Origin of the sequence: Pseudomonas sp. DP-17 (genome assembly GCF_022380625.1) — a bacterium.
Classification (GTDB): domain Bacteria; phylum Pseudomonadota; class Gammaproteobacteria; order Pseudomonadales; family Pseudomonadaceae; genus Pseudomonas; species Pseudomonas nitroreducens_A.
Genome location: NZ_JAKSXG010000014.1, coordinates 169,839 through 192,028, shown reverse-complemented (window position 1 = coordinate 192,028; position 22,190 = coordinate 169,839). Strand labels below are relative to the sequence as shown.

The following is a 22,190-nucleotide window of genomic DNA, read 5'->3' as shown; positions in this document are numbered from 1 at the left end:
TACTGGCACCGGGGCAGCGGCGTGGCCCAGCGCGAATGTCTGGTCGGCTACGACAAGGCCGACGGCAGCGGCGACTGGTACCAGATCCCCCGCGACAAGGGCCGCGACGTGTTCATGGAGCCCTACGAGTACAGCGTCGGCGGCAGCACCGTGCTGATGACCTCGTTCATGTCGCCCATGTACGCCAATGGGCGTTTCCTCGGCATCCTCGGCGCCGACTACACCCTGCACCAGTTGCAGGAAAACCTCGGCAAGCTGACACCCATGGGCAACGGCCAGTACATGTTGCTCTCCAACGCCGGCGTCTACGTCACCCATCCCGACGCCAGTCGCCTGGGTGACAAGGCCAGCGAACTGCCGCAGGAGGCACGCAACGCCGTCGCGCAGGGGCGCAGCTGGGAACTGGTGAAGGGCCGCAGCGTGCAATTGCTGCACCCCATCCGCGTGGGCGACAGCGATGCGCCCTGGGCGCTGTTGATGAGCTTCGAGCTGGCGCAGGCCGGCGAGTAGCACCCGGGCCGTGACGCTGCTCGTGGTTCGCGAGCTACCCCCGATCCGGCAGCTCGGTGATATGGATTTCCGTCACCAGCGCCGGCTTCACCAGCGGCGTGCGCGACAGCAACGGGCAGAACCGCGCCAGCGTGCCGATCAGCTCCCACTGGGTATCCAGCGATCTCGCCAGCTCCTCCACGTCCGCCAGCGCCCGCTGGCCTGCGCGTTGCAGGAGCGGATCGGGGCTATGGCGGAGCTCCACCGACAACTGGGTGATCAGCGCGCTGAGGTTGGACATGTTGCGGGTGGCGAGGGCGAGGATGTTCGCCAGCAGGGCGATTTCCGATTGCGGAATGACAGCAGGCGTTGCAGAGGCGTCCATGCGTGCTCCGATGGTGCTCAGGTGGGTAGGGCGCAATCCTTGCGCGAGCCCCGTGAGAGTAGCATCAGAACGCCACATTGCGACAGATATCACATTTCATTTCTTTTCCTGACCAATTGGTCATCTTCATCCAAGGGCCGCACACTCCGACCTCAAAGCGCGACCTGATACGCAATTCCCCCTCCCCGGCGACGGAACCCCCCAGGCGCGTTTGAGCGCAATAACCCCGCTTCCTATGATCCGCGGCCATTTTTGAACATTGTCTGCCTACCCAGCACGGGAGCCAGGCCTTCGCCTCCTGAAGATGCCGCCGATGGAACCGACCGCGAACTCCCCCCGCCCTCCCGACATCCGGACGCCGCCGAACCGCCCGCCCGCCAACGCGTTCGAACCCGTCGATCCCTCGGTCGAGGAGTCCGCCGCCGTCGAACCCCTGAGTTCCTGGTACGGTCCCGGTACGTCCTACACCGTGATGCCACGCGCCGTGCCGCCTGCGCCCGTAGAGCCAGCCCTCCAGCCGAGCCCCGAGGTACCGGCTGACACCTTGTCGCCGGGAGTCGCGGAGCTTGATGGCGCCGAGGCCGCTCTGCTGAAACCTGCCGCCAGGCCATTGATGAACTGGCCGCTGATGGTCGGTGTTGTCGTTGGCATGCTGCTCACCGTGCTGCTCATAGCGCTGTGGTACTCCTGGGTGACCTACAGTGCGCCGGACGCCCCGGCCAATCGAGCAGGCGCACCGGCAGAAGCGCCGGATTCCGCCCCCCCTGCCCCTGCCAACTACAGCCAGGACGACATGCTGACCCAGGAACCGCTGGACGATGCTCCATGGCTCACGGCGCCCTCCGAGCCGACACCGGAAGCACTTCCCGCCCCGGCTGTCGATGACCGGCAACCCGCGGCCGACGCCGATGGCGCAGTGCATTTGCCGCCGATCCGGTCGAGCGCTCCAACAGCTACGCCTGGCGCAGAGCAGACAACGCCCACGGTTCCGGCCCCGGTGCAGAAGCACCCGCAACCGAAGCAGCCGGCGCTTCCTGCGCCGGCGCCGAGGAATATTCCTGAGCCGATCAAGACCTCGACCATCACCGACAAGAAGCCAGCCATCCCGGCAAAGCCTCGCAGCGCACCAACGCCTGCCGCATCCGGCACGCTGGTCGTCGCCGTGCAGCCGTGGGCCGAGGTCTGGATCGATGGCCGCAAGCGCGGCATCAGCCCGCCGCTGCTCAAGCTGCAACTGCCACCCGGCATCTACACGATCGAACTGCGCAACCCGGACCTGCCCAGCTACAGCCAGAAGGTGCAGATCGCCGGCGGCCAGTCGGTGACGCTGCAGCACAGCTTCCAGTGAGCGCCGGCAGGCATTCTCTTCCGCATACGGACCGCCCTATGAAGACGCTGCACTTTCTTTCGACATCGCTGCTGATCGGCCTTGTGGCGCTGGCCTCAGGCTGCGGGAGCCATCCGGACGCACCACCCGCGCCGCCCGCAAACGACACCCAGGCACACGCGGAAAGCACCTTCGGCGAAGGCCTGCGGCTGTATGAGGCAGGGCATTACTACCTGGCCGAGGAGCAGTTTCTCTCTCCGTCCTTGTGGGCCGGCGACACCCAGGTACAGCTGAAGGCGCTCAAGTACCTGGCGTTCAGCTACTGCGTCACCGAGCGGCCGATCCAGTGCCGCTTCTCCTTCGACCGCGCCTTGCAGATCGACCCGACCTTCCACCTGGGAACCGCCGAAGCGAGCCATCCTCTCTGGGGGCCGGTGTTCGTTTCGGCGGCACGCCGTTGAACCACGTCCCCGACCCCGAGGCCCCCATGTTTCTCACTTACCGACCACGCCGCTGCCTGGCGCTATGCTTGCTGGCGGTCTTGCCGCTGGCCCAAGCCGAGGCTCATGAAAGCCCGAGTGCCGCCGTGCAGAGCCTCTGGAGCGACGAGCAGGTTTCCAGCCGCGTACTGAGCGCCAGTTTCACCGAGCAGGTGTCCAAGGCCGGCCTTGAGTTCCGTACCGAGGTGAAGAACGCGCCGATCTATCGGCAAGCCGCCGGGGAATCCGCCTGGGTGGCGGTCGGCAACAAGCGCTTCGACGCGGTCGCGACAGCCTGGGGTAACTTCCCCCGGCTGGACATGCGCCATACCCGCCTGCTGGAAATCAGCCTTCCGAAAAAACGTTATCAGCTGATCGCCGGGCCCGGCACCGGCCTGTTCGGCGTCGGCGACTGGCAGCGCTACGGCTTTCTCCACGTGGTCGACGTGAGCTCGCCGTCGGCGCCGGTCTATTACCCGCTCTACGCCGACGCCGACCTGGCTGAACACGCGTTGGGCCGCCTGCCCGACTCGCCGGAGCTAAACTATGCACGCCTGGTGCCCGCCAGCCGCAACAAGGCCGGCGAGATCGATGCTTATGAAGTCTCGCTCTACGCGCTCGGGCGCAAGGGGGTTGAGCGCGTCCTCAGTCAGGGCGTTCCGCTGGTCTATCTGCTCAAGCACGAAGGCGAAGCCTGGATGATTGATCGTGTGGAGCGCACACCCGTGACGAAGGCGCGGGACGAAGAACATCGCTCCTTCACCACTCCATTGCGCCCAGCACTGTTCTCGGTGAAGGAAAGCGGCCAGCCGTGAGCCTCAGCCGTCCACAGCCCGGCTGCAACTTCGGGATTTGAAGCAAAGAGGGGACACTCGGTACTGGCCCACGCGCCCCCCGGTCAAGCGTCAAATCTGCCCGTATGCCTTGCGCTTGGGCGTGCCGCGTTGCGCGGCGCGCAGGTACTGCGCCGGCCAGGGCACCGGTTGACCGCCCAGTTCGTCGGCAGCATGCAGCGGCCAATACGGGTCGCGCAGCAACTCACGGGCCAGCAGGATCAGGTCGGCCTGCCCGGTCCGCAGGATGTGCTCGGCCTGCACCGGTTCGGTGATCATCCCCACGGTGCCGCTGGCAACCTCCGCTTCCTTGCGCACCCGCTCGGCGAATTGCGTCTGGTAACCCGGCCCCACGGGAATCTCGGCGTTCACCGCAGTCCCCCCGGACGACACGTCGATCAGATCCACCCCCAGGTCCTTCAGGCGGCGCGCCAACTCCACGGTTTCGTCGGGGTTCCAGCCGTCCTCTACCCAGTCGGTGGCGGACAGCCGGACGAACAGCGGCAGTTCCTGCGGCCACACCGCACGCACGGCTTCGGTGACTTCCAGAAGGAAGCGGATGCGGTTCTCGAAGCAGGTGCCGTACTGGTCACGGCGCTGGTTGGAGAGCGGCGAAAGGAACTGGTGCAACAGATAGCCGTGGGCCGCGTGTACTTCGGCGATCTTGAAGCCGGCGGCCAGGGCGCGCTCGGCGCCGCGCACGAACTGCTGCTTGATGGTCGCCATCTGCTCTTCGCTAAGCGCGATGGGCGCGGTGTGCTGCGGATCGAAGGCGATGGCCGAGGGCGCCACCGGCGTCCAGCCGCCTTCGCTGATCGGCACCGAGCCATGCTTGCCCAGCCAGGGCGCCCAGGTACTGGCCTTGCGCCCCGCGTGGGCGAGTTGCACACCTGCGACCGCACCCTGGGATTCGATGAAGCGGGTGATGCGCCGCAGCGGCTCGACCTGGTCGTCATTCCAGATGCCCAGGTCCTCGGCGCTGATCCGCCCCTCCGGAGCGACCGCCGTGGCCTCGACTATCACCAGGCCGGCGCCACCCACGGCGCGGCTGCCCAGGTGGACCAGATGCCAGTCGTTAGCCAGGCCGTCCTGGGCAGAGTACTGGCACATGGGCGATACGGCGATGCGGTTCGACAGGGTCAGTTGGCGCAGGGTCAGGGGCTCGAACAACTGGCTCATGATGGCACTCCCTCTTGGGTCTTCAGATCTTGTCCTACAACTGTAGACCGGGATCGCCTAAGGATAGGTCCGGATGATCGGTGGCTCCGACGCAGCCGAGTCAGCTGCGGCAGGACGGAAAACGCTGGAGCTCGCGCAGGAGCGCATGTATCCGCGATAGGCACCGCCCAGGTAGAGGATGTACCGGCGAAAAACCATCGCGGACGCAGTCCGCTCCTGAGCCACGAACTCTCAGAAGCAGACCGTTGCTCCTGCAGAGAAGGCCCAACAACCGGCCGTCAGTGCAGCTCGCTCGATCTGCCCATGGCCGCCACCGCTCCCGGTGCCAGGCTGTAGCGTTTGTTGCCATCGCGTTCGAGCAGGCCCGACAGGTGCAAGCGGCGCAGCGTCTGGCTGACGCAACTGAGCGAGATGGGCAACCCCGGCTCCTCCAGGTAGGCGTGCAACTCGACCGCCGTGGCCCTGCCGCAGACCACCAGTGCATCGAGGATGTTCAGCCGCGGCAGGCTGCTGCGCAGGCCGGCATGTTCCAGCAGTTGACGGGCCGGGCGCGGCAGACGCGGCTGCACCGGGGAACTGACTTTCATCGCTGCTCGTACGGGAGCGGTCATGGGCGCACCTCGAAAGACAGTGTGGCAACGTGGATCACGCTGTCATAGCGCTTGCCATCGAAGCTGGCGCCGCCATTGATCTGGGCGGAGACCTCCAGCACATAGCGCGCCGGGAACGGCGTGGTCAGGGTCACTGTGCCGTCCGCCGCCGGTTTCAGGCTGCGGCTCCACTGCTCGGAGGTGTACACGTTGACCTGCGAGGCCGGCACTACAGTGCCTTTCCAATGCAGGGCAAAGGTGTTGCCGCCGGGCGCGGTGGGCACCAGTTCCAGATCATTCTGCGCCCGAGTTTCGGTCCGTCCCTCACGCGCCTGATAGATGGTCAGCGTGCTGCCGTCCACGCGCTGGGCGGCGACGCGCAAGTCTCCCGCCGGCGCGTTGCCGATCTCGAAGGACTCGACCCCGGCCTTCATCGGCGCACGCTTGCCCTCGCCCAGCACGACATGGGGATTCTGCAACTGCGCCACTGGCAGATGCTCGCCCGGCTGCAGTTCGCTGAAGTAGCTTTTCGCGCTCTGGCCTGCATTGCGTTCCAGCCACAGATAGTCCGCGCTGGCCAACGGCGCGCCGCTCAGCGCCAAGGCCAGCAGCACGGGCTGGCGAAGGGAAACGTTCATGCGGGGTTCTCCTGTGTGGGGCGCTATCTGGAAAAGACGTCGCTTGCATCCGTTGCGAATCGATCGCTTTCACATAACAAGACGGATGAGCCACGGAAAACACGCAGCGCAATTGTGTAAATAAATCGAAAAGTCCGGCCAATGCGTCCCGAAACATTTGTTTGCAACTGCTGCTGGCCGGTTTTTCGATCTCATCCGTCCTTATTCCTAGAACACCGCTGCGACTGGGTGTTTTCGCGCCTCTCCGGCCCGGTCCGGGAGGAGCCCTTTTCCTTCCTCCCCTTTGCGTGACCGTGACCCCATGTCCAAGAAATCCCGCTCCAGGCTCTGGTTCCTGGTCCACAGCTGGCTGGCCCTGCCCATCTGGTTCTTCGTGCTGCTGGTGTGCATCACCGGCACCCTGGCGACGGTGAGCCAGGAGATCGTCTGGCTGGTCGACCCGGCGGTGCGCGCCAATGCACCGGACGGCGACGCACCACGTCTGGGCTACGATCAGGTGCTGGCAGCCGTCGCCGAACAGCAGCCGCAGGCCGCGGTGCGCATGCTCAGCGCACCGACCGAAGCGCACTTCGCCTTGCTGGCGCAGGTGACCTACCCCGACAGCTCCACCGCCACGCTCTATGTGAACCCCTACACGGGCGTCATCCAGGGCAAGACGCCGCTGTTCGACTTCCGCCAGTTCACCCGCGCGCTGCACGGCTGGTGGCTGGTGCCCTTCACCCACGGCTTCAGTTGGGGTTGGTACCTGGTCTCGCTGCTGGGCTTGCCGATGCTGGCCTCGCTGGTCACCGGGCTGGTGGTCTACAAACGCTTCTGGCGCGGCTTCCTCAAGCCGACCCTGCGCCTGCGCCAGGGAGCACGCATCTTCTGGGGCGACCTGCACCGGCTGATGGGTATCTGGTCGATCTGGTTCATCGCGGTGATCTCGATCACCGGCACCTGGTTCCTGATCCAGGCGGTGCTCTACGACAACAGCATCTCGATCTCCAGCGAAGGCGTGCCGACCATCATCCAGCGCGACAGCATCCCGCAGGGCGAGAACGGCGCCGCGCCGCCGCGCATAGGCCTCGACGCCGCGGTGCTCGCTGCCCAGCAACGCATTCCGGGCTTCGAGGCGAACTTCTTCCGCCTGCCGGCCAGCGCCTACGATCCGGTGACGATCTTCGGCAAGGCCTGGTATCCGCTGATGTTCGAAAGCGCCCAGGTGAACCCCTATGACGGCAGCGTGGCGGCGACCCGCCTGCTGGGCGACCGCACGGGCCTGGAGTTCGTCACCGAGTCCATGCGACCGCTGCACACCGGCGATTTCGGTGGCGTGTGGATCAAGCTGATCTGGTTCGTGTTCGGCCTGATCCTCAGCATGATGGTGCTCAGCGGCCTGATGATCTGGAGCAAGCGCACCCTGATCGCCACCGCGAAGGAACTGAAGAAGCAGAAAGCCCGCGACCGGATCACCGTCGCGACCACCCCGGAGACCAGCCAATGAGCGGCCACAGCAAGCTGCGCCACCAATGGCTGCGCTGGCGATTCCACCTCAGCGCCCTGCTGGTGCTGATCCCGCTGGGTTTCATGCCGCAGTACTTCCACGAGGCGAAGCTGGACCGCGGCCTGCGTGGCCTGGGCGAGCGCGAGATCGGCAACCTGCAGGTCGGCCCCTGGACCGCGCGCATGGCCGAATGGGAAGTGGGCGAACCGGAGGACGAAGGCCGCGCGGGCTTCGTCAAGGCCTTTACCCTGGCCTTCTGCGACAGCTGTTCTGCACAGGTGAAGGCCGCCTACCTGCGCATCGGCGAACCGCGCAGCCTGCGCGCCGCCGGTGGCCTCTTCACCGGCACGCCGCACCAGTTGTTCGCCGAGGTCACCATCCCGGCCCGCGTCACCCCGAGAGACCAGCTGTGGCTGACGGTGGAAGGCTGGGACGGCGCCGTGCACCAGGCGCAGGTCCCTCTCGACAAGGCCTCGCCCTCGCTGGTGGCCTGGCTGGAAAAAACCCGGAGCAATCGATGAAAGCGATCCTCAACTGCAGCGCACTGCTGCTCGGCCTGGCGGCCAGCGCCAGCGCCCTGGCCCACGCGCCCTTCTGCGAATGCACGGCGCTGGATGCCGAGACCATCCGCTGCGTTGGCGGCTTCACCGACGGCAGCGCCGCACCGGGCGTAACCCTGGACGTGATGAGCGCTGCCGACAACAAAGTGCTGCTGCCCGGCAAGCTCGGCGCAGACTCCAGCCTGACCTTCAAGCGCCCCGCCGAGGGCTTCTACATCCTCTTCGACGTCGGGCCGGGGTATCAGGTCGAGGTCGAGCCGAGCGAGATCAAAGGCATCTGAGCTTCGCAACGAGATAGCTCGGCGCAAGAATCGGCCCTCTCCCTAACCCTCTCCCTGAAGGGAGAGGGGACTGAACGGCAGCAAGCGGAACGCCGTACCTCCCGGCCATACCGAGCGGCTCCCTCTCCCTTCAGGGAGAGGGGGATCCCAGGCACGGATTTTCAGTAGCAGACAGATGTTCCTGCCTGTGCCAGTGAGCGCGCAGACCTGAAGCCCTCTCAACGTGGCGCGATATGCGCCACCATCAACTGCACCGTCTCGTTGCCACGGAATTCGTTGACGTCCAGCTTGTAAGCCACTTCTGCCCAGCGCACGGTGGGGTTCGGCCAGATTTCTCGGTCGATGTTGAAGGCGATGGCGTCCAGCTGCAGCGAGCCGCATTCGGTCTTGAGCACCAGCTTCAGGTGACGCTCACCAACCACGCGCTGCTGGACGATCTGGAAGATGCCGTGGAACAGCGGCTCGGGGAAATGCTGGCCCCAGGGACCGGCCTGGCGCAGGGCGCGGGCCAGTTCCAGGTGGAACTCCTCGGCGCCCAGCTGGCCGTCGGAGAGCAGGCGGCCGGTGAGGTCTTCTTCATCCAGCTGGCGGCGCACCTCGGCATCGAAGGCGGCGGCGAAGGCGCCGAAGTTTTCCTGTGGCAGCGACAGGCCGGCGGCCATGGCATGGCCGCCGAACTTGCTGATCAGCCCCGGGTGGCGCGCCGCCACGGCGTCCAGCGCATCGCGGATATGGAACCCCGGTACCGATCGCGCCGAGCCCTTGAGCGTGCCATCGCCAGCATCGGCGAAGGCAATGGTCGGCCTGTGGTAACGCTCCTTCAGGCGCGAGGCGAGGATACCAATCACACCCTGGTGCCATTCCGGGTCGAACAGGCACAGGCCGAAAGGCATCTCTTCCATCGGCAGTTCCTTGAGCTGGGCCAGCGCCTCGCGCTGCATGCCCTGCTCGATGGCCTTGCGGTCCTGGTTGAGCTGGTCGAGCTGCACAGCCATGTCACGGGCGACGCTTTCGTCCTCACAGAGCAGCAGCTCGATCCCCAGGGACATGTCGTCCAAGCGGCCGGCGGCGTTCAGGCGCGGGCCGAGGATGAAGCCCAGGTCCGTGGAGGTGATGCGCCGGCAATCGCGCCCGGCGACCTCCAGCAGCGCACGCAGGCCTGGGCGGGCGCGGCCGGCACGGATGCGAGCGAGGCCCTGGTGCACCAGGATGCGGTTGTTGGCGTCCAGCGGCACCACGTCGGCGACGCTGCCCAGGGACACCAGGTCGAGCAGTTCGGCGAGGTTCGGCTCGGCGATGCCGCGTGCGGCGAACCAGCCACGCTCACGCAGGCGGGCGCGCAGGGCGAGCATCACGTAGAAGATCACTCCCACGCCGGCCATGGCCTTGCTGGGGAACTCGCAGCCTGGCTGGTTCGGGTTGACGATGGCGTCGGCGGCAGGCAGCTCCGGCCCCGGCAGGTGGTGGTCGGTGACCAGCACGCGCAGGCCGGCAGCCTTGGCGGCGGCCACGCCGTCAATGCTGGAGATGCCGTTGTCGACGGTGACCAACAGGTCCGGGCGCTTCTCCAGCGCCACGGCGACGATTTCCGGGGTCAGGCCGTAGCCGTACTCGAAGCGGTTGGGCACCAGGTAATCGACCCAGGCCGCGCCGAGCATGCGCAGCGCCAGCACGCCGACGCTGCTGGCGGTGGCGCCATCGGCATCGAAGTCGCCGACGTAGAGAATCCGCTGACCCTTTTCCAGCGCATCGACCAGCAGCTCCACCGCCGCGTCCACGCCCTTGAGCTGCTGGTACGGGATCAGCCGCGCCAGGCCCTTGTCCAGCTCGGCGGCGCTCTGTACGCCGCGGGCAGCGTAGATACGGGTCAGCAGCGGCGGCAGGTCGCCCAGGTCGGGCAGGGTTGGCGGGAGGGGGCGGGATTCGATGCGCATGGGTATTCCAGTCGATTCATTCAGGCGCCGATCCCGGCGCCCTGGTTACAGCGGGTAAAGCTGGCGCTTAACGCTCGCCCATCAGCCATTCGACTTGCAGCTCATGCTGGCCGCGCTCGTCGGTCACGAAGATGGTCCCTTCGCTGATCATCACGGTCCAGTTGATCGAGCGCGGCAGATCGCGGGAGATTTCCTCCAGCGGCTCCTGGGGCATGGCGACGACGTTGAGGTTCTTCAGGTGGCGCACGCTGTCGAGCACCTTGGTCGTCCACACGCGCAGGTTGCCATAGGCGACCAGGGTCAGCTTCTCGCAGCGGCGCGAGCACCAGGTCAGCCGGTCAGCGTCGGGCTGGCCGACTTCGATCCAGTGCAGCACGCGGTCGTCCAGGCTCTTTTCCCAGAGCGAGGGCTCTTCCACGTCGGACAGGCCGCGTCCGAACGCCAGTTGCTCGTTGTACCAGATGACGTAGGCGAGCAGGCGCACCGCCAGGCGCTCCTCGGTTTCCGAGGGATGACGGGCGACGGTGAAGCGCAGGGTCTCGTAGACCCCACGGTCGAGGTCGGTCAGGCTGATATCGGCTTTGTAGGGCGTGGCGGACAGGGCCATGGGGGTTCCCGGCGAATTTTCGAAGGCGGCAAGTCTACCGCGAAAGAGCCGTCACCGTGGCTCAAGTGCGCGGACGTCGGTCGGCTCCGGGCTCCGGCGCGGCCAGCTCGATGCGGTTGCGGCCCTTGGCCTTGGCGGCATAGAGCGCCTGGTCGGCCAGCGACAACAGGCGCAGCAGGTCATGCCCCGCCTCGCGCGTGGTAGCGATGCCAATGCTCACGCTCAACTGGCCCTCGGCCATGAAAGGCAGCTCGGCGAACTCGCGGCGCACCCGCTCGGCCACCTGGCAGGCGCCCTCGGTATCGGCCGCCACCAGCAGGCAGGCGAATTCTTCCCCACCGATGCGGGCGAACTGGTCGTGCTTGCGCATGCGCGAGGCGGTGATGCGGCTGAATTCCACCAGCACGCGGTCGCCGGCGGGGTGGCCGAAGGAGTCGTTGAGGCGCTTGAAGTTGTCCAGGTCGCAAAGCAGCAGCGAGGCCTGCTCGCCGCGCTCGGCACACAGGCGCAGCAGGCGCTCGCCGGTTTCCATGAAGGCGCGGCGGTTGCCCACCCCGGTCAGTGGGTCGCTCAGGGCGGCGCTGCGGAACTGCAGCTCGGCGCGCTCCTTCACCATCGCCAGGGTGGCGAAGGCGATGCCGATGGCAAACAGCATGGTCTCGAAGACCAGAAAGGTGAAGAAGGTCGAGCCCTGGCCGTTGTTGGCGACGCTGGCGAACGGCATGCCGCGATCCACCACCAGGCGCACACCGTAGACGATGGTATGCAGGACCAGCAGCGCCAGGGTCGGGCGTAGCTCCACTTCCAGCTTGAGGCGACTGCGCCAGAGCTCGGCGATGGATGCCAGACAAAAGGCAATGGTGATCGCCGTGCTGACCAGCACTCGCGCGGAAAGGGACTCGTAGAAAGCCGGGACCAGGCAGAGCACCGCCCAGAGCGCAGCGCCCGCCCCCATCAGCGGCCAGTTCGGCTTGCGCCCGGCGAATACGCGCATGGCCGTCCAGGTCATGGCCGAAGACAGGTGCAGCACGACGTTGCCCAGCAGGATCGCCACCCAGTCGAAGCCCATTCCACGCAGGGTGCCGAGGAAAGTACCGATGGCGCCCAGCAGCAGCGCGGCGCTCATGTAGCCCAGGGTCGGGTCGCGGCGGCCGCTGTGCCAGGCGAAAGCCATCAGCACACCCACCAGGGTCAGGACGTAGAGGTCGACGACAACCAGCGTCGGCAAATGCAACGTCATGCAGCCCCCTCGCCACCGGCCTGCGTGCATTCGTCGGGGAATGCCGCCAGGCCAAGGGGCTGTTTGCGAATCGGCGAGCGCATCACGGTGTACCTGTCCGAAAACCGGCGAGCTGAAGTAAGAAACATCCTTGAATGCCGCTACTCTACGCGCGCCAAAGGTCGGCGCAAAGCGCCGTTGCCAGGCGTCTGCCCGGCGGCCTGTTCGAAGCGGCGCGCAAGGGTTAGAGTCCGGCGATTCCCCTCTGATCGGACAGACCGATGAACAGCACCGCCAAACCCCTCGCCGGCCTCAAGGTCATCGAACTCGGCACCCTGATCGCCGGCCCTTTTGCCTCGCGCCTGTGCGCGGAATTCGGCGCCGACGTCATCAAGGTCGAATCCCCCGATGGCGGCGATCCGTTGCGCAAGTGGCGCAAGCTTTACGAAGGCACCTCGCTGTGGTGGTTCGTGCAGGCGCGCAACAAGCGCTCGCTGACGCTGAACCTCAAGCATGAGTCCGGCCGCGAGGTGCTGAAGAAGCTGCTGGCCGAGGCCGACATACTGATCGAGAACTTCCGCCCCGGCGTGCTGGAAAAGCTCGGCCTGGGCTGGGAGGTGATCCATGCGCTGAACCCGAAACTGGTCATGGTGCGCCTGTCCGGCTTTGGCCAGAGCGGCCCCTACAAGGATCAGCCCGGCTTTGGCGCCGTGGGCGAATCCATGGGCGGCCTGCGCTACATCACCGGTTTCGAGGATCGTCCGCCGGTACGCACCGGCATTTCCATCGGCGACTCCATCGCCGCGCTGTGGGGCGTGATCGGCGCGCTGATGGCGCTGCGGCATCGCGAGGTGAACGGCGGCGCCGGCCAGGTGGTGGACGTGGCGCTCTACGAGGCGGTGTTCGCCATGATGGAGTCCATGGTTCCGGAGTTCGACGTGTTCGGTTTCATCCGCGAGCGCACCGGCAACATCATGCCCGGTATCACGCCCTCCTCCGTGCACACCACGGCGGACGGCAAGCACGTGCAGATCGCTGCCAACGGTGACGCCATCTTCCGCCGCTTCATGACCGCCATCGGCCGCCGCGATCTCGCCGAAGACCCGGCCCTTGCCAGCAACGACGGTCGCGATGCCCGTCGCGACGAGCTGTACGGCATCATCGACCGCTGGGCGCGCTCCGAATCGCTGGAGACGGTGCTCAAGGTGCTGAACGAAGCCGAAGTGCCGGCCAGCCGCATCTTCTCCGCCGAGGACATGTTCAGCGACCCGCAATTCCTCGCGCGGGAGATGTTCCTCTCGGCGAAGCTGCCGGATGGCAAGCCGTTCCGCATGCCGGGCATCGTCCCCAAGCTCTCCGACACCCCCGGCAGCGCCGAGTGGATCGGGCCCAAGCTGGGTGAGCATACCGATGAGGTGCTGAGCGGGCTGGGTTACGACGCCGCGGCCATCGCGGCGCTGCGCAAGGACGGAGCACTCTGACGCGGAACCTGTAGGAGCGAACGTGCCGGCGCACCGTCCAACCGACCAGCACGGTGACACGCGGCTCGCGAGCACGCTCGCTCCTGCAGGAGGTCCTGTCAGCCGGCTTCCTGCTCCGGTTGTTCGGTCTGGGCGATGAACTCCAGCATCTTTTCACTGCCGTCCAGCAGGTCGGCGTGGATTGCCTCGCGTGCGGCGGCGCCGTTGCGTTCGCGCAGGGCGCGCAGCACATCCCAGTGGTGCTCGATGGCCATGCGTTCGTTGAAGTCGGCGTAGGCCTGGGCGATCAACGGGCCGGTGCGCATCCACAGGCTGTCGAGGAAGGCACGCAGCAGCGGCATGCCGGCGATATCAGCCAGGGCAAAGTGGAAGGCCTGGTTGAGTTTGAGCGCCAGCACCAGATCGTCGGCGTGAATCGCGTCGAGGTTCTCGCGGATGTTGGCTTCCAGTTCATCCAGCTGCGCGTCACTGGCGCGTTCGGCGGCGGTCTGCGCGGCAAGGCCTTCGAGCGCGACGCGGATGCTGCGGATCTCCAGGTACTGCTCGCGGGTCAGCAACGGCACGCGGATGTCACGCGGAGTCTTGAGCACCAGCGCCTGTTCCTTGGCCAGTTGCAGGATGGCATCGCGCACCGGGGTGACGCTGGTGCCAAGCTGCTGGGCGAGGTCGCGGATGCGCAGGCGGTCGTCGGGCTTGAAGCGACCGGTGATCAAAGCCTCGCGCAGAAGCGCGTACACGCCGCTGCCAAGGTAGGAGTGATTCAGGCCATCGATCGGGTAGTTCATCGCCGTCTCATCGCGGGGTGCGGAATTCGGGCGCGCATGATGGTCGCTGCTCGCTCCGAATGCCAACCGGTTTCACACATGCTGGCCACCGTTGACGTGGATTTCCGCGCCATTCACGTAGGACGCGCCGCTGGTGCAGAGGAAGTGGATCAGCGAGGCGACCTCCTCCGGCTTGCCCAGGCGGTGCATGGGAATGTCGCGCTCGACGATCAGCTCGGTGCCCGAAGACAGGATGGCCGTGTCGATTTCCCCAGGCGCGATGGCGTTCACCCGCACACCGTGCGGGCCGAAGTCGTGGGCCATCTCGCGGGTCAGCGCTGCCAGCGCGGCCTTCGAGCAGGCATAGGCGGCACCGGCGAACGGATGCACGCGGGAGCCGGCGATGGAGGTGACGTTGATCACCGAGCCCTTGGCCGCCTTCAGCTCGTCGAACAGCCCGCGCGCCAGCAAGGCCGTGGAGAACAGGTTGACGTTGAACACCTTGAGCCAGGTGGCGTAGTCGCTGCCCAGCACGCCCAGGCGCTCGCCTTCCGGGCCCTTGGGCGAGATGCCGGCGTTGTTTACCAGCGCATGCAGGGTGCCACCGAGCTTCTCGCGGATCATCGGCAGGCTGGCCTGCACGCTGTCGATGTCTTCCAGGTCCAGGTGGATGTGGTTGATCAGCCCCTCGGCCCACGGGCATTCGGCGCTCCAGTCCTGGCGCGAAGCGGTGAACACCCGCCAGCCGGCGGCGTTGAAGTGCTTCACCGTGGCGTGGCCGATGCCTCGGCTGGCGCCGGTGAGAAGCAGGGTACGGGTCTGGTTCATCAGTGCATCCCCTTTGCTGTTCGTTTGCGTCCGTGGATCTATGCCGCCAATAAAAACATGATGCATCATGTTTTGGAAGATGTTTTAATCGGCTCAGCTTGGTCCTACAACGAGCTATCCGAACAACAACAAGAAACGGAGCACCTTCCCATGATCGACTTCACCCGTTCCGCCCGTTCCTCTCCCTGATGTCCGTGGGCGTATCAGCCGGCCTTCCAGCTTGGTCCGGCATAGCGCCCCACTCTTGAAGCTGCCCTCTTATTCATGGGCCGGATTGGCCCGCTCAGGAGTCATCGCATGTTCAAGAAAGCCATAGCACTGATGATGTTGGCCGGCGCCGCCGTCCAGGCCCAGGCTGAAACACTCACCGTGGTGTCCTTCGGTGGAGACAACAAGGTGGCCCAGGAAAAGGCCTTCTACAAACCCTTCGAGCAGCAGGCCAAGGTCACCGTCCAGGGCGCCGAGTACAACGGCGAGATGGCCAAGATCAAGGTCATGGCCGACACCGGCAAGACCAGTTGGGACGTGGTCGAGGTGGAATCCCCGGAGCTGATCCGTGGTTGCAGCGAAGGCCTGTTCGAGCAGCTCGACTGGTCCAAGCTGGGCAAGCGCGAGGACTTCCTCGACGCTGCCGTAAGCGACTGCGGCGTGGGTATCTTCATCTGGTCCACGGTGCTCACCTACGACGCCCGGAAGCTCGCCAGCGCGCCCACCGGCTGGGCCGATTTCTGGGACGTGAAGAAATTCCCCGGCAAGCGCGGCCTGCGCCGTGGCGCCAAGTTCACCCTGGAATTCGCCCTGGAAGCCGACGGCGTGAAACAGGCCGACCTGTACAAGGTGCTGGGCACCAAGGAAGGTGTGGACCGCGCGTTCAAGAAGCTCGACGAGATCAAGCCGTACATCCAGTGGTGGGAGGCCGGTGCGCAGCCGCTGCAGTGGCTGGCCGCCGGTGACGTGGTGATGACCAGCGCCTACAACGGCCGCGTCGCCACCGCGCAGAAGGAAGGCCGCGACTTTGCCATGCAGTGGAACGGCAGCATCTACGACCTGGACCACTGGGCCATCGTCAAGGGCAGTCCGAAGAAGGACCTCTCCGAGCAGTTCATCGCGCTGGCCAACAAGCCCGAGCACCAGAAGGTGTTCGCCGAGAATATCCCCTACGGCCCGACCAACAAGAACACCATCCCGCTGATCGACCCGGCCATCGCGGCGAAGCTGCCCACCGCGCCGCAGAACCTGGAGAACGCGCGCGCCATGGACACCGAGTTCTGGATCGACCACGGCGAGGAACTGGAGCAACGCTTCAACGCCTGGGCGAGCAAGTAAGGCAATGACCCCTGCCCGGCCCTGCGCCGGGCAGGCAGCCCTGCCTCACCCAGCTCCCGATCCTCCATGACCGCCGTACCCGCAACACCCTGCTGAACCCTGTTGGATCCGTTGCCCCTGTTGGACCCGCTGCCCCTGTTGGAGATGTACCCGTGCCCCTCAATACCGCTCCCGTCCACGACCACCTGCTGGAAGCGGCCCCCGCCCAGGTGAGCGACGCCCAGGCCGCTGCCATCGCCGAGGAATACTTCGGCCAGCGCGGCACGCTGCACCGCCTCGCCGGCGAGCGCGACCTGAACTTCCACATCGCCCACGGCCATGGCGACGACCGCCTGCTGAAGCTTTCGCACCCGCTGGAAGACCCGCAGGTCGTGGACTTCCAGACCCGCGCCCTGCTCCGTGTCGAGGCCCAGGACCCGGCCCTGGCCGTACAGCGCGTCTACCCTTCGCTCAACGGCGAGCACCAGATTCCCCTCACCGTCGACGGCCAGCCGATGATTGCCCGGCTGTTCTCCTTCGTCGACGGCGTTCCGCTGCACCGCGTGCATCAGCGCAGCCGCGTCCTGCGCGAGAACCTGGGCGACGACCTGGCCCGCCTGGGTCTGGCGCTCAAGGGGTTCGAGCACCCGGCCACCGCCGGTCACGAACTGCTCTGGGACCTCAAGCACGCCTCGCGCCTGCGCAACCTGCTGGCCTACATTCAGGACCGGGAGCAACGCGCTCTGGTGGAGCGCTTCCTCGACAACTTCGAGCGCCATGCCCTGCCCCGCCAGGCCACGCTGCGCGCCCAGGTCATCCACAACGACCTGAACCCGCACAACGTCATTGTCGATGCGCAGCACCCGGACCAGGTACGCAACATCCTCGACTTCGGCGACATGGTTCACGCACCGCTGATCAACGATCTCGGCGTTGCTGCCGCCTACCAGGTGGGCGAGTCGGACGCACCGTTGGCCACCGCCTGCGAGATGATCGCCGCCTACCACCGCCGCTGCCCGCTGCTGGCCGAGGAACAGGAAATCCTCGCCGACCTGATCGCCACGCGGTTGATCATGACCCTGAGCATCACGGCCTGGCGCGCCAGCCTGCACCCCGAGAACCGCGACTACATCCTGCGCAACACCCGCCACGCCTGGCAGAGCCTGCAAGGCCTGGCCGGCCTGAGCCGGGAACAGGCGCAGGAGCAGATCATTGCGGCCTGCCAAGCCGCCAGGAAAGAAGAGGAGCCCCGCCCATGACCATGCCCAACGGATTCAGCGCCGCCGACGCCGAGCGCCTGAGCGAACAGGAGCGCCGCCTGATCGAGCGCCGGGCGCGCCTGCTTGGCCCGGCCTACCGGCTGTTCTACGAGCGCCCGCTGCACACCGTGCGCGGCGAGGGCGTGTGGCTCTACGACAACCAGGGCAACCGCTACCTCGACGCCTACAACAACGTCGCCTCCATCGGCCACTGCCACCCGCGCGTGGTACAGGCCATCGCCAACCAGGCGGCCGTGCTGAACACCCACACGCGCTACCTGCAGGAAGGCATCCTCGACTATGCCGAGAACCTGCTCGCCACCTTCCCCGCAGGCCTGGACCAGGTGATGTTCACCTGCACCGGCAGCGAGGCGAACGACCTGGCCCTGCGCATCGCCCGCCAGTACACCGGCGGCACCGGGGTGATCATCACCCGCTTCGCCTACCACGGCGTCACCGGCACCATTTCCGAGCTGTCGCCGTCCCTCGGCGCCGGCATCACCCTGCCCGCCCATGCCCGCACCGTGATTGCGCCGGACGCCTACCGGCTGGGTATGGAGAACGTCGGCAAGCTGTTCGCCGACGACGTGCGCGCCGCCATCGCCGATATGCGCGCCCACGGCATCAAGCCCGCCGCGCTGCTGCTCGATGGCATCTTCGCCAGCGACGGCGTGCTGGCAGGCCCGGCCGGTTGCCTCGCCGAAGCGGTGAAGGTCGCCCAGGACGAAGGCCTGCTCTACATCGCCGACGAAGTGCAGAGCGGCTTCGCCCGCACCGGCGACGCCATGTGGGGCTTCCAGCGCCACGGCGTGCAGCCGGACCTGGTCACCCTCGGCAAGCCCATGGGCAACGGCCAGCCCATCGCCGGCGTGGTGGTACGCCCGGAAATCCTCGAACGCTTCGGTCGCGAGGTGCGCTACTTCAACACCTTCGGCGGCAACCCGGTGTCCTGCGCAGCCGCCCAGGCGGTGCTCGACGTGATCCGCGACGAGCAGCTGCAGGAACGCTCCCAGCGCATCGGCGCCTTCCTCGCCGACGGCATCCACCGGTTGGCCAAGCGCCATGAACTGATCGGCGACGTGCGCGGCGCGGGGCTGTTCCTCGGTGTCGAACTGGTCACCGACCGTGCGGCGAAATCCCCTGCTGCCGACCAGACCCGCCAGGTGGTCAATGGCATGCGCGAGCGCGGCGTGCTGATCAGCGCGGCCGGTCCGCTGGAAAACATCCTGAAGATCCGTCCACTGCTGGCTTTCGAGCAGGAGCATGCCGAGATGTTCATCGATTGCCTGGACAAGACGCTGGCAGCAGGATAGCGGTGAAAGTGTCGAGAGCTGGAACCTCGACTCGAAGGAGAGCATGGAGAGTCGTTTGCCGGACAGCCATCCCCCCTTGTCGGCTCGACCCAAAGGAGATAGGCACTGATCGGCCAGCCGCGCCCTGCCCCGGAGCAGCAGCGACGCAGCACAGCGTTATCCTCCAACCGGCTTGATTGGTACAGGCAGCCCTTCGGGTGGAACAGGCGACAGCGGTACCTCGCCCGGAAAGGGCGAGATGCCGTAAGGGTTATAGGCCGGTTGTCCGTTGTTCACCACGTCCCACAACGGTTGTCTGTAGGTACCATTCGGATCTTTCCTGGACTCCAGCGTATTGAACATGGTCTGGCTCGCGATCAAGTGACTGCCGCACTGTGTCGACATGCCGTTGGTGGCTATCATTCGTCCATCGATCAAAATGGTTCTACCCCCTCCGATAATCGGATTATCGCCATGCGTGGGGCAAGAAACAGTGTCCCCCACACAGGCAATAGGCTTGCCTGCCCTATGTCCGCTCGAAGCGGTCAATACTCGGCCACCATGATCGGTGACATCACCCAATAGGATCAGAGGCGTACGCGCCATTAAGCGTCCTCGCAATCAAGCCGACTTGAAATCCGTCATAGGTGCCTCGGTGACCAGGGTGCCGGAAGCAACGACATTCACGTTCACACCGCTGATGGTCACCGTGCCGCCGCTCTCCATGACAATGCTGGCCGCCCCACAGACGAAACTCATCTGCGTTCCCGCCGTGATCGTTACGCTGGCTCCGACGGAGGTACTTTGGCCACCACTTACGCTCACGTTCTGAGCGCCATTGACCGTGAGACTCTGCCCATCGTTCAGCATGGTGAGCTGCGCGCCGTTCACCACATGCTGCTCCACGCCCAGTACGCTCACCGTTCTGGCACCGCCGATGCTGGTGGTGTCGTTCCCGCCGGTGGTGCGCACACGATCAGCCCCGACGCAGTGCACCTCGCAGTGTTCGACTTCCCCAAGCAGATCCCGTTGGGCGTGAATCCACAATTGCTCGGCGCCGGCCCGATCTTCGAAGCGGATGGCATTGGCCAACTCGTAGTGACCGCCTGGCGTAGAACGCGAGAAGGTGCCGCTCTGCGTGGCATTATGCGGCAACAGCCAGGGCGGCATGTTAGCGGCGTTGTAGACCCGTCCGATGACGATCGGCCGGTCAGGGTCGCCATTTTCGAAATCGACGATCACTTCCGAACCCACCCGTGGAATCGCAACGCTGCCATACTGGTTTCCCGCCCAGGGAAACGCCACGCGAACCCAGCAGGACGAGTTATGGTCGGTAATGCCGGAGCGGTCCCAGTGGAAGCGCAACTTCACCCTGCCGTACTGGTCGGTCCAGATCTCGTGCCCTGACGGCCCCGTGACCGTGGCTGTCTGCGGCCCGGTTGTCCTGGGCCGCGGTATGTCATGGGGTGCCCGATACTGCAGGTTGGCGGCTTGCACGACGAACGAGCAGCGCAAGTTCCAGTCGCCTTCTCCCGACACGGGTGACGCCGTTTGAATCTCGAGCGACGCCTCGACCACCAGGTAATCCCGATTGGCGCTGCGGTGCGCAAAGCCTTCCAGTGCAAAGGTGGTGCCACAGACAATGCTGCGCAAGGGACCTGTCCCGTGAAATCGACCATTGCGCGAACTGACTTCCTGCATTCGGACATCAGCTAAGCGCTGCCCCTGCTCAAGACTGGCATGGTCGCCGGGCCAGACGTATTGCTGGAGCGCATCGCCAGAGCATGGATCTGCGAAGGCCCGTGCCTCGACATCCAGCGGCATCAAAGGTGCCTCGAAATTGAAATCGCTCGATGTCCAGCTGGACGAGTGAAGCTTGCGACTGACGCTGAAACTGTTGACGTGCTCCTGGTCATTCGTACTGCTATCAGGGTGATACGGGAGGGCGCTCCCCTTGTGCAACGAGCAGGGGAAATGTGCGCCAGGCTCGTCCGCCAGCACCAGGTGATGGGCGCCATCACAGTGTTCGAAGAACCAGTAGATACCGTGCTCCTGCATCAACCGCTGTGCAAAGGCAAAGTCCGTTTCACCGTACTGAACCTGGTAATCAAGGGCGGGATAATGCGAGCGCAGACGTAGTTGGCACGGCCGACCATAGCGCTGGAATACCCTGAGGACGATATCCACCACCGACTCATTCTGGAAGATTCGGTAATCGGTACGATGTTCCGCCAGATGCAACCAAGGCCGCATGCTCAACTGGTAGCGGCAGAATCGCTCACCAGCTCCCAGAAAGCGTGCCTCAGTGATGATTCCGCTGATCTGCCTGACAGACTGGGGGACGGGCCTGACAGACTCGATACCGATGAACACCGTCATTTCACGGCCGATCATTCCGCCCAGGTCCAGGTTCGCCATTTCGCCGGGCGATGCCGAATCATTAGTGGCGGAGACGCAATCCAGGCTGTACAGATAGACCAGGGACAAAGCCTCACTCCCCTGGATGCCCACCAACTTGAGCGCGGCTTCGCCGCTCGCCAGCCTCGGTATTGCAGCGCCCTGCATATCGATCACACATCGTGCTCCTGATACCACAGCGTGTTCCCGCCTCTCCTCTTGACTTGGCGGTACAGTAATACCTCACGACCGCCGCCTTCTGAGGAACAGGCGCTTGTTGCCCTAAAAGGACTAAAAGAAGAATCTGCTCACAGCCCCCGGTGAATCCGCCCCTCGGAAATCGACTACCCACAGGTCCCCCGCATGGGCACCGAAGTCGGCTCAGAAGCGCACGCCGACGTTGACCATGGCTGCCGCATTGCCCAGTACCACAAGCTCTGCGCCAACCGGGCCGAAGTGCGCGCCAACCGAAGGAATGATCGCCGGCGCCACGCCGAAGCGGTTCAGCGGGATCTTGTCGCGATAATCGCCGCGATAGCCCTGCAGCGCGCCGCCGGTGACCTTGGCGTAGAACGGCGTGCCTTCCCAGTCGAAGCGCTTGCCGGCGTAGACGTAGTTGGAGCGCTGGCTGAAGGAGTTCTTGAAGGTCGCGCCGCCCCAGACGATGCCATCGGCGCGGTTACGCTCGAGGCCGATCAGTTCCTGGTGGTTGTTGTGCTCCGGATCGTGGGTCCAGTGGGTGGTGTAGACGCTGGTCTGCAGGTACCAGAATCCCCCGTCGTCATCGGCCATGGCGGTGCCACAGCCGAGGGTCAGCAACAGAGCGATCAACAGGCGGCGCATGGTGGGCTCTCCGC

Annotated in this window: 22 protein-coding genes; 10 read left to right on the top strand and 12 right to left on the bottom strand. The window is 65.5% G+C overall.

Annotated elements, in window-relative coordinates; translation table 11 throughout:
• Positions 1-544: 544 nt before the first annotated feature.
• Positions 545-874 carry a hypothetical protein gene (locus MJ122_RS23010; protein ID WP_239746140.1) on the bottom strand — a complete coding sequence of 110 codons (330 nt, stop codon included), beginning with the start codon at positions 872-874 and terminating at the stop codon, positions 545-547.
• Positions 875-1,187: 313 nt separating this feature from the next.
• Here MJ122_RS23010 and MJ122_RS23005 point away from each other — a divergent pair, with 313 nt between their 5' ends.
• Genes MJ122_RS23005 through MJ122_RS22995 form a run of 3 tightly spaced genes read left to right on the top strand, consistent with a single transcriptional unit; the run spans position 1,188 to position 3,495 of the window.
• Positions 1,188-2,222, top strand: a complete 1,035-nt coding sequence (locus tag MJ122_RS23005; protein WP_239746139.1) for a hypothetical protein — start codon at positions 1,188-1,190, stop codon at positions 2,220-2,222.
• Positions 2,223-2,260: 38 nt separating this feature from the next.
• Positions 2,261-2,662 carry a TssQ family T6SS-associated lipoprotein gene (locus tag MJ122_RS23000; RefSeq protein ID WP_088417878.1) on the top strand — a complete coding sequence of 134 codons (402 nt, stop codon included), beginning with the start codon at positions 2,261-2,263 and terminating at the stop codon, positions 2,660-2,662.
• Between the two features lie 26 nt (positions 2,663-2,688).
• Positions 2,689-3,495, top strand: coding sequence for a hypothetical protein (locus MJ122_RS22995; protein ID WP_239746138.1), 807 nt, complete (start codon positions 2,689-2,691; stop codon positions 3,493-3,495).
• Between the two features lie 90 nt (positions 3,496-3,585).
• On the opposite strand, the gene MJ122_RS22990 is transcribed toward MJ122_RS22995, so the two are convergent.
• The 3 genes from MJ122_RS22990 to MJ122_RS22980 all read right to left on the bottom strand — a co-directional run bounded on the left by MJ122_RS22990 (position 3,586) and on the right by MJ122_RS22980 (position 5,920).
• Positions 3,586-4,692: an NADH:flavin oxidoreductase/NADH oxidase gene (locus MJ122_RS22990; protein WP_239746137.1), complete on the bottom strand. Its 1,107-nt coding sequence runs from the start codon at positions 4,690-4,692 to the stop codon at positions 3,586-3,588.
• Between the two features lie 278 nt (positions 4,693-4,970).
• A complete protein-coding gene (locus tag MJ122_RS22985) occupies positions 4,971-5,279 on the bottom strand; it encodes a ferric uptake regulator family protein (RefSeq protein ID WP_088417875.1) in 309 nt (102 codons plus the stop codon).
• Between the two features lie 20 nt (positions 5,280-5,299).
• Entirely contained in the window at positions 5,300-5,920 is a 621-nt protein-coding gene (locus MJ122_RS22980) for a hypothetical protein (protein WP_239746136.1), read from the bottom strand.
• A gap of 301 nt (positions 5,921-6,221) precedes the next feature.
• On the opposite strand from MJ122_RS22980, the gene MJ122_RS22975 reads away from it, so the two are divergent.
• From MJ122_RS22975 to MJ122_RS22965, 3 genes are read left to right on the top strand one after another with little or no spacing between them, the layout of a single operon-like run.
• Entirely contained in the window at positions 6,222-7,406 is a 1,185-nt protein-coding gene (locus MJ122_RS22975) for a PepSY domain-containing protein (protein ID WP_239746135.1), read from the top strand.
• The gene (locus MJ122_RS22970; RefSeq protein ID WP_239746134.1) at positions 7,403-7,927 is read left to right on the top strand and encodes a thiamine pyrophosphate-binding protein; all 525 of its coding nucleotides are present in this window, start codon (positions 7,403-7,405) and stop codon (positions 7,925-7,927) included. Before MJ122_RS22975 ends, MJ122_RS22970 begins: the two co-directional genes overlap by 4 nt.
• The gene (locus MJ122_RS22965; protein ID WP_239746133.1) at positions 7,924-8,247 is read left to right on the top strand and encodes a hypothetical protein; all 324 of its coding nucleotides are present in this window, start codon (positions 7,924-7,926) and stop codon (positions 8,245-8,247) included. Before MJ122_RS22970 ends, MJ122_RS22965 begins: the two co-directional genes overlap by 4 nt.
• 218 nt (positions 8,248-8,465) lie before the next feature.
• Here the strand turns inward: MJ122_RS22965 and recJ are convergent, their stop codons facing one another.
• From recJ to MJ122_RS22950, 3 genes are all read right to left on the bottom strand, one after another.
• Positions 8,466-10,181 (bottom strand): single-stranded-DNA-specific exonuclease RecJ, encoded by a 1,716-nt coding sequence (gene recJ / locus MJ122_RS22960; RefSeq protein WP_239746132.1) that lies wholly within the window; start codon positions 10,179-10,181, stop codon positions 8,466-8,468.
• 67 nt (positions 10,182-10,248) lie between these two features.
• The gene (locus MJ122_RS22955; RefSeq protein WP_015478441.1) at positions 10,249-10,788 is read right to left on the bottom strand and encodes a YaeQ family protein; all 540 of its coding nucleotides are present in this window, start codon (positions 10,786-10,788) and stop codon (positions 10,249-10,251) included.
• 61 nt (positions 10,789-10,849) lie between these two features.
• Complete coding sequence (locus MJ122_RS22950; RefSeq protein WP_088417869.1) at positions 10,850-12,028, bottom strand: GGDEF domain-containing protein; 1,179 nt, start codon at positions 12,026-12,028, stop codon at positions 10,850-10,852.
• A gap of 260 nt (positions 12,029-12,288) precedes the next feature.
• Between MJ122_RS22950 and MJ122_RS22945 the strand changes: the two genes are divergently transcribed.
• The gene (locus MJ122_RS22945; RefSeq protein ID WP_239746131.1) at positions 12,289-13,488 is read left to right on the top strand and encodes a CaiB/BaiF CoA-transferase family protein; all 1,200 of its coding nucleotides are present in this window, start codon (positions 12,289-12,291) and stop codon (positions 13,486-13,488) included.
• A gap of 98 nt (positions 13,489-13,586) precedes the next feature.
• On the opposite strand, the gene MJ122_RS22940 is transcribed toward MJ122_RS22945, so the two are convergent.
• Together MJ122_RS22940 and MJ122_RS22935 are read right to left on the bottom strand one after the other, a co-directional pair.
• Complete coding sequence (locus MJ122_RS22940; protein WP_239746130.1) at positions 13,587-14,273, bottom strand: GntR family transcriptional regulator; 687 nt, start codon at positions 14,271-14,273, stop codon at positions 13,587-13,589.
• 72 nt (positions 14,274-14,345) lie between these two features.
• Entirely contained in the window at positions 14,346-15,080 is a 735-nt protein-coding gene (locus MJ122_RS22935; protein ID WP_239746129.1) for an SDR family oxidoreductase, read from the bottom strand.
• Between the two features lie 297 nt (positions 15,081-15,377).
• Here MJ122_RS22935 and MJ122_RS22930 point away from each other — a divergent pair, with 297 nt between their 5' ends.
• The 3 genes from MJ122_RS22930 to MJ122_RS22920 all read left to right on the top strand — a co-directional run bounded on the left by MJ122_RS22930 (position 15,378) and on the right by MJ122_RS22920 (position 18,957).
• The gene (locus tag MJ122_RS22930) at positions 15,378-16,406 is read left to right on the top strand and encodes an ABC transporter substrate-binding protein (protein WP_239746128.1); all 1,029 of its coding nucleotides are present in this window, start codon (positions 15,378-15,380) and stop codon (positions 16,404-16,406) included.
• A 152-nt stretch (positions 16,407-16,558) separates the two neighbouring features.
• Positions 16,559-17,644 (top strand): phosphotransferase, encoded by a 1,086-nt coding sequence (locus MJ122_RS22925; protein ID WP_239746127.1) that lies wholly within the window; start codon positions 16,559-16,561, stop codon positions 17,642-17,644.
• Positions 17,641-18,957, top strand: a complete 1,317-nt coding sequence (locus tag MJ122_RS22920; protein WP_239746126.1) for an aminotransferase class III-fold pyridoxal phosphate-dependent enzyme — start codon at positions 17,641-17,643, stop codon at positions 18,955-18,957. Before MJ122_RS22925 ends, MJ122_RS22920 begins: the two co-directional genes overlap by 4 nt.
• A 156-nt stretch (positions 18,958-19,113) precedes the next feature.
• Here MJ122_RS22920 and MJ122_RS22915 read toward each other — a convergent pair whose 3' ends face one another.
• The 3 genes from MJ122_RS22915 to MJ122_RS22905 form a co-directional block, all read right to left on the bottom strand.
• On the bottom strand, positions 19,114-19,542 hold the full coding sequence (locus MJ122_RS22915; protein ID WP_088417862.1) for a PAAR domain-containing protein: 429 nt from the start codon (positions 19,540-19,542) through the stop codon (positions 19,114-19,116).
• A gap of 15 nt (positions 19,543-19,557) precedes the next feature.
• On the bottom strand, positions 19,558-21,501 hold the full coding sequence (gene tssI / locus MJ122_RS22910) for a type VI secretion system tip protein TssI/VgrG (protein WP_239746232.1): 1,944 nt from the start codon (positions 21,499-21,501) through the stop codon (positions 19,558-19,560).
• A 213-nt stretch (positions 21,502-21,714) separates the two neighbouring features.
• Positions 21,715-22,176: a sn-glycerol-3-phosphate transporter gene (locus tag MJ122_RS22905; RefSeq protein WP_088417860.1), complete on the bottom strand. Its 462-nt coding sequence runs from the start codon at positions 22,174-22,176 to the stop codon at positions 21,715-21,717.
• Positions 22,177-22,190 lie beyond the last annotated feature (14 nt).